The organism is Rhodospirillaceae bacterium (genome assembly GCA_016712715.1).
In the GTDB taxonomy this organism is placed as follows: domain Bacteria; phylum Pseudomonadota; class Alphaproteobacteria; order Dongiales; family Dongiaceae; genus Dongia.
On sequence record JADJQM010000001.1, the window covers coordinates 1,008,748 to 1,025,653 of the forward strand.

The window sequence follows — 16,906 nt, forward strand, 5'->3', positions numbered from 1 at the left end:
GCGTTACTGGGCAGTCGTTAACGTCGGTTCATCAAGACCCATGTCCTGCGGCCGCAAATGTCCAACCGCGCGCAGCACCCGATAGACAGAGAGCCGCGCGTTGTAGCTGGCATCCACGAAATTGATCTGCGCCGTCTTCAATTCGCTGAGGGAATCCAGCACATTGATCGAGGATTCCTGTCCCGCTTCGCGCAGGCGCTGGCGCGCGTCATAGACTTCTTCGGCGATATTGACCGCGTTCTGCAGGAGTTCGACCCGCGATTTGGACGTTTCGAGATTTTCCCAGGCGAGGCGCACCTCTTCGGTGACCCGCCGGCCCGCGTCATTGAACTCGCTCATGCGCTGGCCATAGACCGCTGAAGCCCGCTTCACGCGGGATTGCGTGGCAAAACCGGAAAAGAACTCCCAGGTGACGCGCAGGACAATCGAATAGTTTTCGCGATATCCCTCGACGCCATCGACATCATTGTCGTAGCCGGCCGACCCGACCAGATCGAGGCGGGGGAAGAAATCGCTGCGCGCAGCGATCCGCTCCTGGCTGGCGATATCGATACCCTTGGCACTGGCGGCCAGGGCCGGGTTGTCGTCCATGGCGAGATTGATGGCGGTGTCGACATCGGCCGGCAACAAGGCGATCGGCGGGACGGGGTCGACCAGATCGGCTACATCCGGCGCTGTGCTGAAGACCTGCTGATAGCGCGCAACCGCGGCTTTCAGGCGCCCTTCCAGGGCGACGCGGCGTTCCTTTGCCAGCTGCAGCCGCGATTTCGCCTGCAGGACATCGACGGTAATGCCCGAGCCACGCTGCACGCGCTCATCTTCCAACTGCAACTGTACCTGGAGATTTTCTTCGTCCGACCGCGCGATCTCGATCAACCGGGTCTGGCGCAGAACCTCGTGATAGGCGGTGATGGCTTCGAACAGCACATCCTGCACCGTGCTGCCGAGGCCGAGCCCGGCGACATCCTCGTTGAGATGCGCCACATCGACACCAGCTTCGCGACGCCAGCCATCCCAGATATTCTGCGTGACGGTGAGTGCCACGCCCTCGCGGTCGGTGGAAAGATAGTCGTCGCCGTCGTCGCGCAGGGACGGCGAGTCCGTGTATTCGTAGCCGGCATCGCCGGTAATGGCCGCCTTCGGGTAGTTAGGCCGACAACGCCTCGTCGATGCCTTCTGTGTTGGCCCGGAGGTTGTGCTGAGCGGCAGCGACACGGTCACTGCTCTGAAGCAGACCCGACAGGGCCTGCTCCAGGGTTTCGGCCCGTGCGTCGCACAGACCGCCACTCGCGTAAGTCGTGGCCAAGATCAAAGTCAGGACACCGACGGATTTCAATCCGCGCATTGCATACCCCCAAACGTTCCGCAGATAATTCTGGCGGATCGACCCCATGCTCCGAGCGCCCGCCACCCCGCAGATCGTCCGGAGGAAACCAGTTCCTAAATTTCAGTAATCAAGAGGGCAATTGAACAGCATTTGTTTAAATATCGTAGCAACTCGTCACAGCCTGTCACCTTCAAAAGATCGCCCGATCAGCCGAAGCGATAAAAAGAACACAGCATGATGTGGTTGGATGAATTTAGTTCGGCGGTGTGGATTTTTTGCTGCAGTTGCGGCACCACGATGCCGCCTACATCCTTTAGTTTTGCGCGCCTGACGGTGTGAATAGGATTCTGCGCCTCGCCCCTGTCATCGAATTTTGGCTGAGAGCGAACGGGTCACTTTGCCCGGCGCACCCACCGCAGCGACAGGAACGGGGTGGTGTCGATTGACGGGGTCGAGAAGGCCCCAGTTATAGATCCGGTTCTCGGCAGGTGGATGATCACGGGACAGCGTCTCCCGGCACCACGACGCCGGTTTCAGCCATCAGGCCCGCAGCCTCCTCGCCGCTTGCCCAGAGGCGATCAGGGAAGGGGCGATCAGGGCAGGGGCGTTCAGGGCAGCGGCCCGGTCAGGAACAAGGTCACGCGCTGTCCCCCATGGGACACCGGGCCCAGGGGCGTTCCGAATGGCAGGCCGCATGCCTTGGCAAGCGACGCCTCACTCGTCACCACCGCGACGCGCCAGCCCATGAAGCGCGCACGCAACGCCTGGCCAAGCGCGCCGTATAATTGATACAGCCGCTTCTTGTCGCCAAGGCGGGTGCCATAGGGCGGGTTGACGATGACCAGGCCGGCCGGCCCGCTTGGCATGGTGAGGCCGCCGATGGCGCATTGCCGGAACGAGGTGATCTCGGCGACGCCGTCACGTTCCGCATTGGCGCGGCTCATGGTGATGGCACCGGCATCGCGGTCGCAGCCGTAGAAGCGAAACGGCGGTTGCACGCGGGTGCCGCGGTTGCGCATTTCCTGCCAGGCCGCCGCGTCGAAGCTGGCGAGGTGCTCGAACGCGAACTTGCGCGACCTGCCGGGTTCGAGGCCGGCCGCGATCTCCGCCGCCTCGATGACGAAGGTGCCCGATCCGCACATCGGGTCGAGCACCGGTTCGCTGCCGTCATAGCCGCATTGGCGCAGGAAGAGCGCCGCCAGCGTCTCGCGCATCGGCGCCTTGTTGACGGCCTCCTTGTGCCCGCGCTTGTGCAGGGATTCGCCGGAGGTATCGATGCTGATGGTACAGAGGTCATCCTCGATCCGCACCTTGACGCAGACCTCGGCCTCCGGGGATACCGGCGCGCCGAGCGTTTCGACGATGGCCGTTTCGACCCGCTGCGTCGCCGCCCCTGAGTGGTAGATCTTGGAATGCTTGCAGGACGCCTCGACGCGGAAGGGCACATCCTTGCGCAGGAATTGCCCCCAGGCCACTTTGCGCGCCCGCTTGTCGAGTTGCGCCAGATGGAAGACCGGAAACGCGGCGATGCGTGCGAACACGCTGCTGGCACCGCGCAATGTGAGGTTGGCGCGCCAGACCTCTGGCCAGCCGCCCATGACCGTGACGCCGCCGGTCACCGTCTTTGGCGCGCTGAACCCCTTCTCCACCGCCTCCGCGCAAAGCACGGCTTCGAAGCCGGGAGAGGCCACCAGGAAGATCTCGAAATCGCCGTTTATGCTGTCGCCGTCTGCGCTCATGACGTGTGTATATCGCCCGAACACACGGACATCGACATCTTTCGGTGCCGTGGGGAAATGGTAGCACCGGACGGATTTGAACCGCCGACCAAGGGATTATGATTCCCCTGCTCTACCGCTGAGCTACGGTGCCACATCGCTGGACGCGAAGCCGGAGCCGGGCGCTGGCGTCCCGGTCGGTCGGCAAGCGTATATAGGGGGGCTACCCCAACTGTCAAGGACAACGCAACCGGCTGAAATCGCTGATAGATTCGGCTCAGTCGCCGAACATGGAGGTGAGCTTCAGGGCGACACCCATGCTGCCCTCGACCTTGAGCTTGCCGGTCATGTAGCCGAGCGTCGGATCGAGCTTGCCGGCCAGCAGTTTCTGCAGGTTTTCAGGCGTGATGGTGATGGTCGTGTTGGCATCGCCGAGGTCGTCGGAACCGATGACCGGCGGATGTTCGGTACCGTCCCAGAAGATGACATCGTCATCGACCAGGAACTTCACCTTGTAGCCGAGCTTGACGTTCTGGGCCGCGCGCTTGCGCATTTCGTCGATCAACGCCTCGAGTTCCATCGGATATCCCCCTTATCCTGATTGCACGCCAACCTATTCCGCGGCACTGACGGCCCGTTCATCGGATGTCCCAATCGGCGCCCCGCGCAGCGCGCGCGAGGCGGTCGCGGCGATCCAGCCACCGCCCAGCAACCGTTCCCCCTGATAGACCACCGCCGCCTGGCCGGGTGCGATGCCGAACTGCGCCGCGTCGAGCTGGATGGAGGCAGCCCCATTCTCGCCCAAGGTCAGCCGCGCCGGTGCCGCCTGGGTCATCGAGCGCAGTTTCACGTCGACGGCGATGTCCTGCATCGTCTCGCCCGGGCGGCCAAGCCAGTTCATCTCGCGCAAGGTCACCTGATCGCGCGCCAGGGCCTCCTTGGGCCCGACATAGACGCGCTTTGCTGGCGCATCGAGGCGCACGACATAAAGCGGTTCGTTGTTGGTGCCCTTCTCATTGACGCCGATGCCGCGCCGCTGGCCGATCGTGTAATGCACGATGCCCTTATGCATGCCCAGCACATGACCGTCGACATGCACGATCTCGCCGGGCTCGGCGGCACCGGGACGCAGGCGTTCGACGACACTCACATAATTGCCGTTGGGCACGAAGCAGATGTCCTGGCTGTCCGGCTTGTTCGCAACCTCAAGGCCGAAGCGCTCGGCAATGGCGCGCGTCTCGGTCTTCGGGATATCGCCGAGCGGAAAGCGCAGATAGTCGAGCTGCGGCTGCGTGGTCGCGAACAGGAAATAGCTCTGGTCGCGCGTGGGATCGGTGCCGCGGTGGAGCTCGGCACCCGCCTCCGTCATCACCCGGCGCACGTAATGTCCGGTCGCCAGGCAATCGCCGCCGAGATCGCGGGCCTGGGTGAGGAGATCGCGGAACTTCACCCGTTGATTGCAACGGACGCAGGGGATCGGCGTCTCGCCCTTGAGATAGGAATCCGCGAACTCCTGCATCACCGCGTCGGAGAACTTGCTTTCGTAATCGAGCACGTAATGCGGAAAGTCGAGGCGCTCGGCGACCATGCGCGCGTCATAGATGTCCTGGCCGGCACAGCAGGCGCCCTTCCGCGCGAGCGCCACGCCATGGTCGTAGAGCTGCAGCGTCACGCCGACCACATCATAGCCCTGCTCCTTCAGGAGCGCTGCCACGACGGAGCTGTCGACGCCGCCGGACATGGCGACGACGACGCGGGTGTCGGCGGGTGCCTTATGGAAACCGAGGCTATTCATGGGTCGAGCTTATAACATTACTGTCCAGATCCGCCAATTTGCGCCTTCAGAATGGCCAAGATGCGCCCAAATGGCGCGGGATCGGAACCCAGGCCTATTGCAGCCGAAAAATGCCCTTGTCCACGCACAAACAGGTTATCAGGCGGAATATTCCAGCATTCCGCCAACCGCTTCCCGCCGTCATATGGCGTCACATCGTCACGCGTGCCGAGCATCAGGACAATCTTGGCGGGGTCGATCGGCGCGGGACCGACGGTGTCAGTGAAGCGGCCCAACAATGCAATTTCCTGATCGGCCCAACCAGCTTTCCTCGCCGCCGTGCCAAGCCCTGAGACCTTCGCCAGGGAAGAGGTAAAGGTCAAAGAACTGATCTTATCGGTCGTCGTCAGGAGCATCATGGCATCCGGCCGTGAGATCGCCGGCCAATGAGCGAGATGCTGCGCAGCAACCTGCGCTGTTAGTGCGCCAAGGCTGATGCCGCCAAGTGCCACCGGCGCCGCCTGCGTCTCATGGCACCAGGCAATGATGGCTGCCAGCTCGCGGGCAGACTTCTGGAAATGGAGTAGGCCTGACAAGGGCGGCCGGCACATGAAACTCTCGCCGCCATATTGCCCAGCCGCTACCCGCCGGTTGTGACCTGGTGCGTCCGGTAGCAGTATCCGACAGCCCCGCGCGGCTAGGCCACGATACCCGCGCATGTCACCGCGCATCATTTCCATTTCCATGGCCAGGCCATGGCCAAAGATCAAGCTTGGGATAGGCGCGCCATTCTTGCTGTGACCTTCGTAGACATGGACCCAGCAGGTGTCTTCGGGCGCGTCTGGCGATGGCAGACGCAGCCAGTACTCTTTGACGTCTGCATGTTCGATTGTTTGACTGCGTTCAATTGCAACAGGTTCGGGCCAAGGGGCGAAGAATGCGTCTGGATCATCACCATAGGTGTCAATCAGCGCCTCAATCTCATGCGGGGCCGGGACATCAAGTTTCGCAGCGTGAACACGATTTCGTCTAGCGAACCATAGATAGGCAAGTCGTTGGCCAATGTAAGTATGCGCCGCTTCGCGCCGGTATCTTTCGGCCACCGGCAGATCCCCGACACCGTCAAATGCCGCCGCAATCCACTGCGCCTGCGCCGCCAGCGCAACCTGTCGCAGTTCTGCTGTTTGCCGGACACGGTCAGCCATATCGGAAGAAACATGCGGCAATGACAGCTCCGCCGCAAAGGCCGCAACATCGCCGGAGCCGGCCGCCGCCCAACAACGGGCCGCCGGCAGGATCCAGCCCATCCCTAAGAGACAGAGCGGATCAATCCATGGCATGGCAAGAAATCTAGTGAGGCCATTGCCGACCATGTTCGATCCAGGATAACGGGTGGCGGATCGCCAGCCGGCCTTGAGCCAGCCTTGCAACTGAGCGTGGTGTGCCCTGATGTCAGTCACGCTCGTCGAGCCAGGCCATCTGGATGGCCTCGAGCACCTTCTCATTGCTCTTCTGCGGATCGTCGCCGAAATCCGGCAGCTCCTGGACCCACTTCCAGAGATCCGTGAAGCGCAGATTGACGACGTCGACATCCGGATGGCGGTCTTCGAGTTCGATGGCGATGTCATGCACGTCGGTCCAGCGCAGCTTCTTCGCCATGATGATTGCCCCGACTTACTTATCGACCTGCATGTTGCGCGTGGCCGAGGGCAGGCTGACGACCAGGCCGTCCAGCTCCTCGGTCATCTTGATCTGGCAGCCGAGGCGCGAGGTCTTGGTGAGGCCGAAGGCGAGATCGAGCATGTCTTCCTCGTCCTCGGTGGCCTCGGCCAGCACGTCATACCATTCCGGGTCGATGACGACATGACAGGTCGAGCAGGCCAGCGACCCTTCACAGGCGCCTTCCAAATCGATGCTGTTGCGATGGGCCACTTCCAGCACCGAGAGACCCAGCGGTGCTTCGCATTCGACCCGGGTCCCGTCCTGCTTCACAAACGTCATCTTCGGCATTTCGTCACACTCTCCGTCACGGGCCCCATCCTGGGATCTGCCCCGATAAATCTCTATTGCGCGCCGTCAGTTGCCATACCGGCCTCAACTTCGTCAAGCCGTTGGCCCTTGAGCGCCATTTGGATGGCGCGATCCATGCGTTTTTGGGCAAAATCATGGGTCGCGCGGTCCAGATCTTCCATCGCGGCATGAATCCGGACCCGGTCGTCGCCCGGGATCAGCCCCTTGAGCGCCTGCGCCACGCGGTCGATCTCGGCCCGCTCGGCGGCCGTCAGCAGGGGGCCGTCGGCCTTCAAGGCGGCGTTCAGGGCGAGCAGCACACGCTCCGCCTCGACCCGGGATTCGAGCAGCAGGCGCTTCTCCATATCCTCGCGGGCATAGGTCAGGCTGTCGCGCAGCATATCGGCCATCTGGTCATCAGAGAGGCCGTAGCTGGGCTTCACCGCGATCTCGGCCTTCACACCTTTCGTCTTTTCCTCGGCGCTGACCGTCAGCAATCCATCTGCGTCGACGGCATAAGTGACGCGGATGCGCGCCGCCCCCGCCACCATGGACGGAATGCCGGTGAGTTCCAGGCGGCCCAGCGAGCGGCAGGCATCGACGGTTTCGCGTTCGCCCTGCACGACATGGATGAGCATGCCGGTCTGGCCGTCCTGGTAGGTCGTGAAGTCCTGCGCCTTGGTCACCGGAATGGGCGTGTTGCGTTCGATCACGCGTTCGACGATACCGCCCATCGTCTCGATGCCGAGCGAGAGCGGAATGACGTCGAGCAGCAAGGTATCCGACCCCTGCGTCAGCGCCTTCGCCTGGAGGGCCGCACCGACGGCCACGACTTCATCTGGATTGATGTCGGCCAAAGGCTGCTGCTTGAAGAAATCGGCCACAATGGCGCGCACCAAGGGCACGCGCGTCGAGCCACCGACCAGCACCACGCCCTTTACCTCGGACACGTTGAGCTTGGCGTCCTCCAGCACCTGTCGGCAGGCGCGGAGCGTTCGGCCCAGCAAGGGTTCGATCAGAATTTCAAATGTGCCACGGTCGATCGACTGCCGAACATCGTGACCTGCCACCGTCGCCTTCAACTCGGCACCCGACGCGGTGGTCAAACGCTCCTTGGCCGTGCGCGCTGCCTGCAGCAGGACCTTGGCTTCGCCGCTCGTCAGGCCGGTGATGCCGGTGCGGCGCATGACCCATTCGGCGAGCGCGTGATCAAAATCATCGCCGCCCAATTGGGAATCGCCGCCGGTGGCCAGGACCTGGAACACGCCCTTCTGCAACTTCAGGAGCGAGATATCGAAGGTGCCACCGCCCAGATCGTAGACCGCGTAGATGCCTTCCGCCGCGCTGTCGAGCCCGTAGGCGAGGGCCGCCGCCGTGGGCTCGTTGACCAGGCGCAGGACTTCAAGGCCGGCGAGGCGTGCTGCGTCCTTGGTTGCGGTGCGCGCGGCATCGTCGAAATAGGCGGGTACTGTGATGACCGCCTTCTCGACCTTGTGGCCCAGGCTGATCTCGGCGCGCAGCTTCAGCGCCTTCAGGATGTCGGCGGAAATCTCGACCGGCGAGAGGATCTGGTCGCCCACCTTGAGACGCACCATGCCGCCGGTCTTTTCACCATCTGCCGGCGCCAGTTCATAGGGCAGCGCACCCGCCAGCGTTTTCACGTCATGGATGCCACGTCCCATCAGGCGCTTCACCGACGAGATGACGAGATCGGGATGATGCGCGAGTTCAGCCTGCGCCTGCTTGCCGACGATCGGCTCGTCATAGACATAGGCGACGACGGAGGGCACCAGCCCATCGCCGGACGCATCGCGCAGCACTTCCGGATGCTCGCCGGACACCATGGCGACGACCGAATTCGTGGTCCCGAGATCGATGCCGATCGCCTGGCTGCGCTCCAGCTCATGGGGCGCCGGCGTCTGACCCGGCTCGTGAATTTGCAACAACATCAGAACATCACCCTTTAGGACTCCAGGGCGGCGCGTCGGAGGCGCGCTTCTTCCAGGAATTTGCGCAGGTATTTGAGGCGCAGCACGGACCGATTGGCGGCGGCAAGATCATCGGCGGCAAAGGCCAGCGAGATGTCGCTCAGCAACTGGATCGCTGTGGCACCGGCACTGATCATCAACTCTTCGATGGCGTCGGCGCTCTCGGCCTCGGCAAGCGCCTCGCGCTTCTCCAGCGCTTCCATCAGCAAGGCGGGATCGTTGACCGTCTTGTCCTCGGCCACTTCGGAGTTGATGCCCTTGAGGCGCAGCAGATAGGTGGCGCGCTTCAGCGGATCGCCCAGTGTCTCATAGGCTTCGTTGAGCGCCACGGCCTGGCTCTCCGCGATGACGCGCTCCTTGACGGGCTTGCCGGCGAAGCGATCGGGATGCAGCACGCGCTGGAAGCCGAGATATTGCTTCTCGAGCTTCTCGTCATCGAGATCGAAGTTCTGGGGCATCCCCAAACGCGTGAAGTGATCGGTCGATCCAGGCGCCTGGACGGCGCCGCAGGTGTGGCAGAACAGCGCCCGGCTCGCTACCGGACCCTTGCACGACCAGCACGGCACGAAGCCCGCGCCGGCACCCCCGGCACCCGATCCCGTGCCGCCCAATTTTTCAACCACAGCCATCGCACCCACTCAGACGTGGAAGGATTCGCCGCAACCGCAGCGCCCCTTCTCATTGGGATTGCGGAACACGAAGCCGGATTGCAGCTTTTCTTCCACGAAATCCATTTCCGTCCCGAAGATGAACAGCGACGCCTTCGGGTCGATCAGGATGGTGACGCCATCCAGCACAACCGATTCATCACCGACACCCGGTTCATCGGCATATTCGATCGTGTAGGAAAGGCCCGAGCAGCCCTTCGACCGGATGCCGATGCGGATGCCGGCCGATGGCTTGCCGCGCTTCTCCAGCAATTCGCGCACACGCGCGACCGCCGCCGGCGTTACCGTGATGGCCGCCGGCTTCGGCCGCCTGGCGGGCTTTGCCGGCGCGGCCGAAGTCGCGGCAGGTGCCGCCACTTCCGCATGTGTGTTCATCTCGCTCATTCCGCCGCCTTGTCCGCAGAGCCCGCCTTATCGCGGTAATCCTTGATCGCCGCCTTGATTGCGTCTTCGGCGAGGACCGAGCAATGGATCTTCACCGGCGGTAGCGACAGGAACTGCGCGATCTCGGTGTTCTTGATGGTCTCGGCCTCGTCGAGGGTCTTGCCCTTGAGCCACTCCGTCGCGAGCGACGACGAGGCGATGGCCGAGCCGCAGCCGAAGGTCTTGAAGCGCGCGTCGGTGATCCGGCCGTCCTCGACCTTGATCTGCAGGCGCATGACGTCGCCGCAGGCGGGCGCCCCCACGAGACCGGTGCCGACACCAGCTTCTTCCTTGCCAAAACCACCGACGTTGCGGGGGTTCTCGTAATGGTCGACGACTTTTTCGCTATACATGACCTACTCCTTACACTCTCTGTCCAATGCCTGGCTTAGTGCTCGGCCCATTGGATCGACTTGATATCAATTCCGGCTTGCGCCATTTCCCAAAGCGGGCTCATTTCGCGCAACCGCAGCACCGCCTGCACCAGATGTTCGACGGCGTAATCAACTTCCTGCTCGGTCGTAAACCGACCGATGCCGATGCGGAGCGACGTGTGAGCCATCTCCACTTCGACGCCCAACGCGCGGAGCACATAAGAGGGCTCCAGCGAGGCCGAGGTGCAGGCCGAACCCGACGAGACGCAGAGATCCTTGATCCCCATCATCAGGCCTTCGCCTTCGACATGGGCGAAGGAGAGATTGAGATTGCCGGGAATGCGGTGCTCGACATCGCCGTTGAGATAGACTTCCGAGAGCTTCGCGGTGATGCCGTCATAGAAGCGCTTGGAGAGCTTCTTCAGGCGTTCCGCCTCGGCACCCATTTCCTTCTCAGCGATGGCGCAGGCTTCGCCCAGGCCAACGCAAAGCGGGGTCGGCAACGTGCCCGAGCGGAAGCCGCGTTCCTGGCCACCGCCATGGATCAAGGCTTCGAGGCGCACGCGCGGCTTGCGGCGGACATAGAGCGCGCCAATGCCCTTGGGTCCGTAGATCTTGTGGCCCGAGATCGACAGCAGATCGATATTCATGGCATCGACATCGATCGGAATTTTGCCGACGGCCTGCGCTGCGTCGGTGTGGAAGAACACGCCGGCCGCGCGACAGATCTTGCCGATCTCGGCCAGAGGCTGGATGACGCCGATCTCGTTGTTGACCGCCATGATCGAGACGATGGCGGTCTTCGGCGTGATCGCCTTGCGCAAGACCTCAAGATCGATGAGGCCGTTCTGCTGCACCGGCAGATAGGTGACCTCGAATCCTTCCAACTCCAGATGGCGGCAGGAATCGAGCACGCATTTATGCTCGGTCACCGTGGTGATGACGTGGTTCTTCCGGTCCTTGTAGAAATGCGCCACACCCTTGATGGCGAGGTTGTTCGATTCCGTCGCACCCGAGGTGAAGATGATTTCCTTCTCATCGGCCTTGATAATGGAAGCCACCTGCGCACGCGCCTTCTCGACGCCGGCTTCCGCGTCCCAGCCATATTGGTGGTTGCGCGAATGCGGGTTGCCGAATTTCTCGGTGAAGTAAGGCAGCATCACCTCGACCACGCGCGGGTCGCACGGCGTCGTCGCCTGGTAGTCGAGATAGATCGGCAGCTTCGGAACATTGGCGCCGGGAAGCGCGTCCTTCGTTGCCGTCTTCTGATTCTGGTTGGCGATGTTCATGATTCTGTCGTGACCCTTCTTCTCTTATGCTGCCGAAATACGTGCATCGGCATCATCGTTGCGTGCCAGCCCGGCGCGCTGAACGCGGCCCCAGGCGGCGATAAACTGATCTATTTCGGCCTGGGTATTCTGCCAGCCCAGGCTGATGCGAATGGCGGAACCGGCGGTCGCCGCGTCGAACCCCATGGCCGAGATGACATGGCTGGGGCGCACCTTGCCGGAGGAGCAGGCTGAACCGGCCGAGATCGCAATACCGGCGAGATCCAGCGCCATCACCAGCGTTTCCGCGGTCTTGGTGCCGCTGGCAAAGCAGGTCGTGTTGGGAAGCCGCGCCGCCGAGCGGCCAAAGATGGTGAGCGGCAGGCCGAAGCCGATCAGCCTTTCTTCCAGCAGATCGCGCAGCGCCGTGATCCGGTCGCTGTCGGAAAGGGTCGCGGCTTCCTGGGCCGCGGCGCCGAAGCCGGCGATGGCGGCCACATTCTCGGTCCCGCCGCGGCGATTGCGTTCCTGGCCACCGCCCTGCACCAGCGGCTCCACCGGCAATTCACCGCCGAGGATGAGGGCGCCGATCCCCTGCGGGCCGCCGATCTTGTGGGCGGACAGGGTCAGGTAATCGACGCCAAGCTCATTGATGTCGACGGGGAAGCGGCCGATGGCCTGGGTCGCGTCGCAATGGATGACGGCACCCTTCGACCTGGCGATGCGCGCGATCTCCGCCACCGGCTGGATGACGCCTGTTTCGTTGTTTGCGAGCATTACCGAGACGAAGGCCGGGCTGCCTGCCTTGTCGATGAGATGGCTGAGATGCGCCACGTCGATTTCGCCGTTCCGCCCCACCCGGGCAATTTGCGCACCGGCGAGACGCGCTGGCCGCAGCACCGATTCATGCTCGATGGCCGAGACGATCAGCGGGCGATTGAAGCGCGTGTTGAGCGCAAGATTGTTGGCCTCGGTCCCGCCGGAGGTGAAAGTCACCAGCGGTGCCTTGGCGCCCACCAGAGCGGTCACTGCCTCGCGGGCATGATCGACCCAGGCGCGGGCGCGTCTGCCGAAGGCATGAACCGAGGACGGGTTCCCCACTTCCTGCAACGCAGCCGTCATCGCCGCCAGCGCCGATGGGCGCAGCGGGGCGGTTGCATTCCAATCCATGTAGATGCCGCGGTTCATATCCCTGATCTGATCCTGCTGTTGTCGTTCATTCCGCCGCGGCGGCGGCGTCGTTGGGATGCGACGCGCCATTGCCGGCGGAAACGCCCTCGACCTTGTGGGCGATGCCGAGGATGCGCCGCTCCACGACGTCGGCCAGCGAGACCGAGCTCAGGAACAGATGGATCTGGCGCGAGAGCTCTTCCCACAGATCATGGGTGAGGCAGCGCGACTTGTCGGCATGGCAGCCGGTCGCCGTGTTCGGCTTGCAGCGCGTGGCGCGGATCGGCTCGTCGACTGCCAGGATGGCGTCGGCGATGCGCGTATCGTCGGCCGTGCGGGCCAGCAGATAGCCGCCACCCGGACCGCGCACGGACTTCACCAATCCCGCCCGGCGCAGCTTGGCGAACAGCTGCTCGAGATAAGACAGGGAAATCTCCTGACGCCCGGAAATATCGGCCAGCGATACCGGTCTACCCTGGCTGTTGGTCGCCAGATCAACGAGCGCCATCACGGCGTAACGGCCTTTGGTGCTCAATCTCATGACACTTCTCCTAAAGCTTGCGGGTCAGCGAAGGGCGCTGCCCGGCTCTCAATTCCGTCCGAAACGGCGCGCCTCGGCGCCGGGTTGTTCATGACCATTGCCCTCGGCTGCCTTGCCGGCAGTTCCGGCGGCAAAGCCGTCGAGCTCACTCTCCAGCGCCGTGATCCGGCCCTGCATGCGCGTCATCTGTTCCAGCAATCCCTCGATCGCGCGGGCGACCGGATCGGGCAAATCCTGGGTCGGGATGCCGTAGGCGGCGAACTCGCTGCCGCATTCCTTGGGCATCACGATCCGCGCCGGCACACCGACTGCGACGCTGTTTTCGGGGACACTCTTGATCACCACGGCATTGCCGCCGACGCGCGCACCCTTGCCGACCGTGATGTCGCCCAGCACCTGGGCGCCGGCGCCGATGATGACGCCGTCTTCCAGCGTCGGGTGGCGCTTCACATTGACCTGCTGCGCCGAATTGATGGCGGGCGCGATGCCGCCCAGGGTCACGTCATGGTAAAGGGTCACATCGTCGCCGATCACCGCCGTCTCGCCGATCACGACACCCATGCCGTGGTCGATGAACAGGCGCTTGCCGATCTGGGCGCCGGGATGGATCTCGATGCCGGTGATAAAGCGGGAAAACTGCGAGATCATCCGCGCCAAAGTGGGGAAACCGGCCAGATAGATCGGCCGGGCCAGGCGATGGAGCTGGACCGCGTGGAAGCAGGGATAGGTCAAGGCGACCATCAGCCGGGACCGCGCAGCGGGGTCCCGCGCCATCATTGCATCCAGGTCTTCCGCAATGTTCTTGAAAAACATGATCGCCATCGTGTTTATTAGCGCGCCGCGGGTTCCGGCCCCAATAGCTGATTCTATCACTCAACTATAGGGACGGCCTGACGGCGCTGTGACCGCTTCGAAGCTGATATAATGTACCTGAGTAGCGCGATCAAGTATTGATCGTCATTGCCTAAAGCCCTAGCCGATCAAATACCATTGACAATGGTCAGGTATGGCGGAGATCGGTCACCCGGGGGCTTCTGGATTTGGGTTTGGCGGCAAGCTGGCCCTGGATCTGTAACCTGCTGATTTATATCAGCTAATTGGACGAGACATGCCTGAAATCATCATGAACGGGCCGGAAGGCCGGCTTGAAGGCCGTTACCAGCAGGCGACCTCCCCCAATTCGCCCATAGCTCTCATGCTGCATCCGCATCCCCAGCATGGCGGCACGATGAACAACAAGGTGGTCTACAGCCTTTATCAGTGCTTTCAGCAGCGTGGGTTCTCCGTCCTACGTTTTAACTTCCGCGGCGTCGGCCGCAGCCAGGGCAAGTTCGACCGGGGCGAAGGCGAGCTGTCGGATGCCGCGGCGGCCCTCGACTGGCTGCAGACCTGGAACCCCAACGCGCCGCAATGCTGGGTCGCCGGCTTTTCGTTCGGCGCCTGGATCGGCATGCAGCTCCTGATGCGCCGCCCGGAAATCTCCGGCTTCATCTCGGTGGCACCCCCGGCCAACATCTATGATTTCAGCTTCCTCGCCCCCTGCCCGTCTTCGGGCCTGGTGGTGCAGGGCGACCAGGACAATGTCGTGCCGCAGGAATCCGTGCAGAAGCTGGTGACCAAGCTCACCCATCAGCGCGGCATCAAGATCGACTACAAGATCGTGCCGGGTGCCTCGCACTTCTTCACCGAGCATCTCGACCAGTTGATGGGCATCTGCGACACCTATCTCGACACCGCCTTGCCGGAAGCCGCTGCCAAATCGCGGGCCGGGAAGTAGACGGCGCTGCGCGCGCGGTTGGATCCCTCCTGATTTTCAGATCCGCCGGTTTTTCCGATCTCCTGATCGGTTGATCTCGGCTGGTTGATCCGGGTTGGTCGATCTGGGTTGGTCGATTGAGGCCGTGCATCTGGAATCACTCGGGCAGCGTCCCGGCCGCTCCTGCCCCATCGAGGCTGGGGACCGGCCGGCACAGATGCCCGGCTGACCTGCCGAGCGCCTGCGTAGATGCCCGGCTGACCCGCCGGGCGGGGGAATCGCCTGACCCATGCGATCCCGGGAGACCGGCTGCCCGCGCGGTCCAGGCGGGGATCGGTGCCCTCGCCGATCCAGGGGACGAGGTCACCCGCCTCGCCGCGTGGGACCCGCAGCCTGCTGGGTCCGGAGGGGATCGGTTTCCTGCCGATCCGGGAGGCTGATCGACCATCAGCCAAGGTGCGCCTGTCCCGAGAGGGCCCCGACGCGGGGGGTTCCGGCCTGCGCCGCCAGGCCCCAACGGCGCCACGCGCCGAAGAGCCCACAGCTTGCGCCGGAGACAACCGAGCAATTCCAGATGAACGGCCCGGGGATGCATCTCACCTGCAGGTGAAAGAGCCCTCGGCCGGCAGTTTCAAATTCAATCTGCGCGCAGTTTGAATAGTATCGTATTCCTAGTGTTTTGTCAAGAACAAATAGGGAACTGATTCAACATAGCGCCCGGCGACTGTGAACGAGTGTCGCGCCTGGCGCATTGCCGGGATCGGCGCAGACGGGGAAGGATGGTGCGCGACCGGCACGCAATGCCGCGCATCGGATGAACGGGAGAGAACCGGCATGTCACGCGGTCGCCATATCCTCGCTTTTGCCGTTATCGCTTTCATGGCCCTCGCTCTGCCGCGCGCCGGGCAAGCCGATTGGGCCTATACCGAATGGGGCATGAGCCTCGACGAGGTGATCGCCGCCAGCCCGGTGAAACTGACGCCGCTCGATGAAAAGGTGCAGGCCCAGACCCGGGAATACATCAGCGACGGACGCAGCGCCGCGATGCTGGCCGGCTGGCATGTCGAGGGCGCGTATACCTACATTGTCCTCTTCTATTTCGACCTTGAGACAAGGAAGCTTGTCAGCGCGAACCTGGATCTGAGGACGATGCCCCTCGCCGACGAGCTGCTGCGCGACCTCACCGAGAAATACGGCGCGCCGGTCGAGAGCAGAGAAATTGTGCCGGGCTTCTTCAGCCGCGTCTGGGAAGAAGCAGATAACCGCATCGTGTTCATCCGCACGTTCGATACGGCGAAGGTGAATTATTTTGAGAGGTAGGGGGGCGGGAAATAGGATCTGACTGAGAGCCAAATTGTAGATTAACTTTGATCCCGATTTTCCTAACCCGGTTCGTACAATTCTATCTGAGAGGCAAACATGGATGCTCCACCGGCCACGTCCGAGGAAATAGGAGCGCTTCTAGCCAAGGCTCGGTTACTCGCGGTCGAATATCATCGTCTCACCGGCAAACCACTCGGCATCACCGGCGAGATTGGTGAGTTCCAGGCAGCCCAGCTACTCAAGCTCGAACTGGCCGTTGCCCGCGAGGCAGGTTACGACGCCATCGACGCCAATGGCCGACGTCTCCAGATCAAGGCGCGCGCAATTCCAACGGCTAAGAAGTTCGCCGGACGGGTTGGCAAGATCGATCTGAAGAAACCGTGGGACGCCGTCCTCCTCATCGTCATGGACGAGATGTTCACACCGATTGTGATCTTTGAGGCCGAGCGCGACGCGATAACCGCGACGCTCGAAGCCCCCGGCAGCAAGGCCCGGAACGAACGTGGGTCACTGGCCGTCACGAAATTCATGAGCATTGGTCGACGGGTATGGCCGAGCTAAATCGC

The 16,906-nt window shown here is 62.9% G+C and carries 18 protein-coding genes and 1 tRNA gene; 3 read left to right on the top strand and 16 right to left on the bottom strand.

Annotated features, from left to right (window positions below):
• Nucleotides 1-3: 3 nt before the first annotated feature.
• The 16 genes from IPK59_05060 to cysE all read right to left on the bottom strand — a co-directional run bounded on the left by IPK59_05060 (nt 4) and on the right by cysE (nt 14,074).
• Nucleotides 4-1,215, bottom strand: coding sequence for a TolC family protein (locus IPK59_05060; GenBank protein ID MBK8158163.1), 1,212 nt, complete (start codon nt 1,213-1,215; stop codon nt 4-6).
• 720 nt (nt 1,216-1,935) lie between these two features.
• The gene (locus IPK59_05065) at nt 1,936-3,066 is read right to left on the bottom strand and encodes a class I SAM-dependent RNA methyltransferase (GenBank protein MBK8158164.1); all 1,131 of its coding nucleotides are present in this window, start codon (nt 3,064-3,066) and stop codon (nt 1,936-1,938) included.
• A 58-nt stretch (nt 3,067-3,124) separates the two neighbouring features.
• Nucleotides 3,125-3,199 (bottom strand) — tRNA-Met (locus IPK59_05070).
• A gap of 123 nt (nt 3,200-3,322) precedes the next feature.
• Nucleotides 3,323-3,625, bottom strand: a complete 303-nt coding sequence (locus IPK59_05075) for an SCP2 sterol-binding domain-containing protein (protein ID MBK8158165.1) — start codon at nt 3,623-3,625, stop codon at nt 3,323-3,325.
• Nucleotides 3,626-3,658: 33 nt separating this feature from the next.
• Nucleotides 3,659-4,840, bottom strand: coding sequence for a tRNA 2-thiouridine(34) synthase MnmA (gene mnmA / locus IPK59_05080; GenBank protein MBK8158166.1), 1,182 nt, complete (start codon nt 4,838-4,840; stop codon nt 3,659-3,661).
• Between the two features lie 17 nt (nt 4,841-4,857).
• Complete coding sequence (locus IPK59_05085) at nt 4,858-6,279, bottom strand: hypothetical protein (protein MBK8158167.1); 1,422 nt, start codon at nt 6,277-6,279, stop codon at nt 4,858-4,860.
• Nucleotides 6,272-6,466 (bottom strand): Fe-S cluster assembly protein IscX, encoded by a 195-nt coding sequence (gene iscX, locus IPK59_05090; protein MBK8158168.1) that lies wholly within the window; start codon nt 6,464-6,466, stop codon nt 6,272-6,274. Before iscX ends, IPK59_05085 begins: the two co-directional genes overlap by 8 nt.
• A gap of 27 nt (nt 6,467-6,493) precedes the next feature.
• Entirely contained in the window at nt 6,494-6,829 is a 336-nt protein-coding gene (locus IPK59_05095) for a ferredoxin family 2Fe-2S iron-sulfur cluster binding protein (GenBank protein MBK8158169.1), read from the bottom strand.
• Between the two features lie 53 nt (nt 6,830-6,882).
• A complete protein-coding gene (hscA, locus tag IPK59_05100; protein ID MBK8158170.1) occupies nt 6,883-8,781 on the bottom strand; it encodes a Fe-S protein assembly chaperone HscA in 1,899 nt (632 codons plus the stop codon).
• A gap of 11 nt (nt 8,782-8,792) precedes the next feature.
• Nucleotides 8,793-9,446, bottom strand: coding sequence for a Fe-S protein assembly co-chaperone HscB (gene hscB / locus IPK59_05105; protein ID MBK8158171.1), 654 nt, complete (start codon nt 9,444-9,446; stop codon nt 8,793-8,795).
• Between the two features lie 9 nt (nt 9,447-9,455).
• Nucleotides 9,456-9,860, bottom strand: coding sequence for an iron-sulfur cluster assembly accessory protein (locus IPK59_05110; protein MBK8158172.1), 405 nt, complete (start codon nt 9,858-9,860; stop codon nt 9,456-9,458).
• 5 nt (nt 9,861-9,865) lie between these two features.
• The gene (gene iscU / locus IPK59_05115; protein ID MBK8158173.1) at nt 9,866-10,261 is read right to left on the bottom strand and encodes a Fe-S cluster assembly scaffold IscU; all 396 of its coding nucleotides are present in this window, start codon (nt 10,259-10,261) and stop codon (nt 9,866-9,868) included.
• A gap of 35 nt (nt 10,262-10,296) precedes the next feature.
• Nucleotides 10,297-11,571, bottom strand: a complete 1,275-nt coding sequence (locus tag IPK59_05120) for an IscS subfamily cysteine desulfurase (GenBank protein MBK8158174.1) — start codon at nt 11,569-11,571, stop codon at nt 10,297-10,299.
• A 24-nt stretch (nt 11,572-11,595) separates the two neighbouring features.
• Nucleotides 11,596-12,738, bottom strand: a complete 1,143-nt coding sequence (locus tag IPK59_05125; GenBank protein ID MBK8158175.1) for a cysteine desulfurase — start codon at nt 12,736-12,738, stop codon at nt 11,596-11,598.
• Nucleotides 12,739-12,766: 28 nt separating this feature from the next.
• On the bottom strand, nt 12,767-13,261 hold the full coding sequence (locus IPK59_05130; protein ID MBK8158176.1) for an Rrf2 family transcriptional regulator: 495 nt from the start codon (nt 13,259-13,261) through the stop codon (nt 12,767-12,769).
• Nucleotides 13,262-13,309: 48 nt separating this feature from the next.
• Entirely contained in the window at nt 13,310-14,074 is a 765-nt protein-coding gene (gene cysE / locus IPK59_05135) for a serine O-acetyltransferase (GenBank protein ID MBK8158177.1), read from the bottom strand.
• 295 nt (nt 14,075-14,369) lie between these two features.
• Between cysE and IPK59_05140 the strand changes: the two genes are divergently transcribed.
• The 3 genes from IPK59_05140 to IPK59_05150 all read left to right on the top strand — a co-directional run bounded on the left by IPK59_05140 (nt 14,370) and on the right by IPK59_05150 (nt 16,901).
• Nucleotides 14,370-15,038 carry an alpha/beta hydrolase gene (locus tag IPK59_05140; protein ID MBK8158178.1) on the top strand — a complete coding sequence of 223 codons (669 nt, stop codon included), beginning with the start codon at nt 14,370-14,372 and terminating at the stop codon, nt 15,036-15,038.
• A gap of 813 nt (nt 15,039-15,851) precedes the next feature.
• On the top strand, nt 15,852-16,337 hold the full coding sequence (locus IPK59_05145) for a hypothetical protein (GenBank protein ID MBK8158179.1): 486 nt from the start codon (nt 15,852-15,854) through the stop codon (nt 16,335-16,337).
• A gap of 99 nt (nt 16,338-16,436) precedes the next feature.
• Nucleotides 16,437-16,901 carry a hypothetical protein gene (locus IPK59_05150; protein MBK8158180.1) on the top strand — a complete coding sequence of 155 codons (465 nt, stop codon included), beginning with the start codon at nt 16,437-16,439 and terminating at the stop codon, nt 16,899-16,901.
• Nucleotides 16,902-16,906 lie beyond the last annotated feature (5 nt).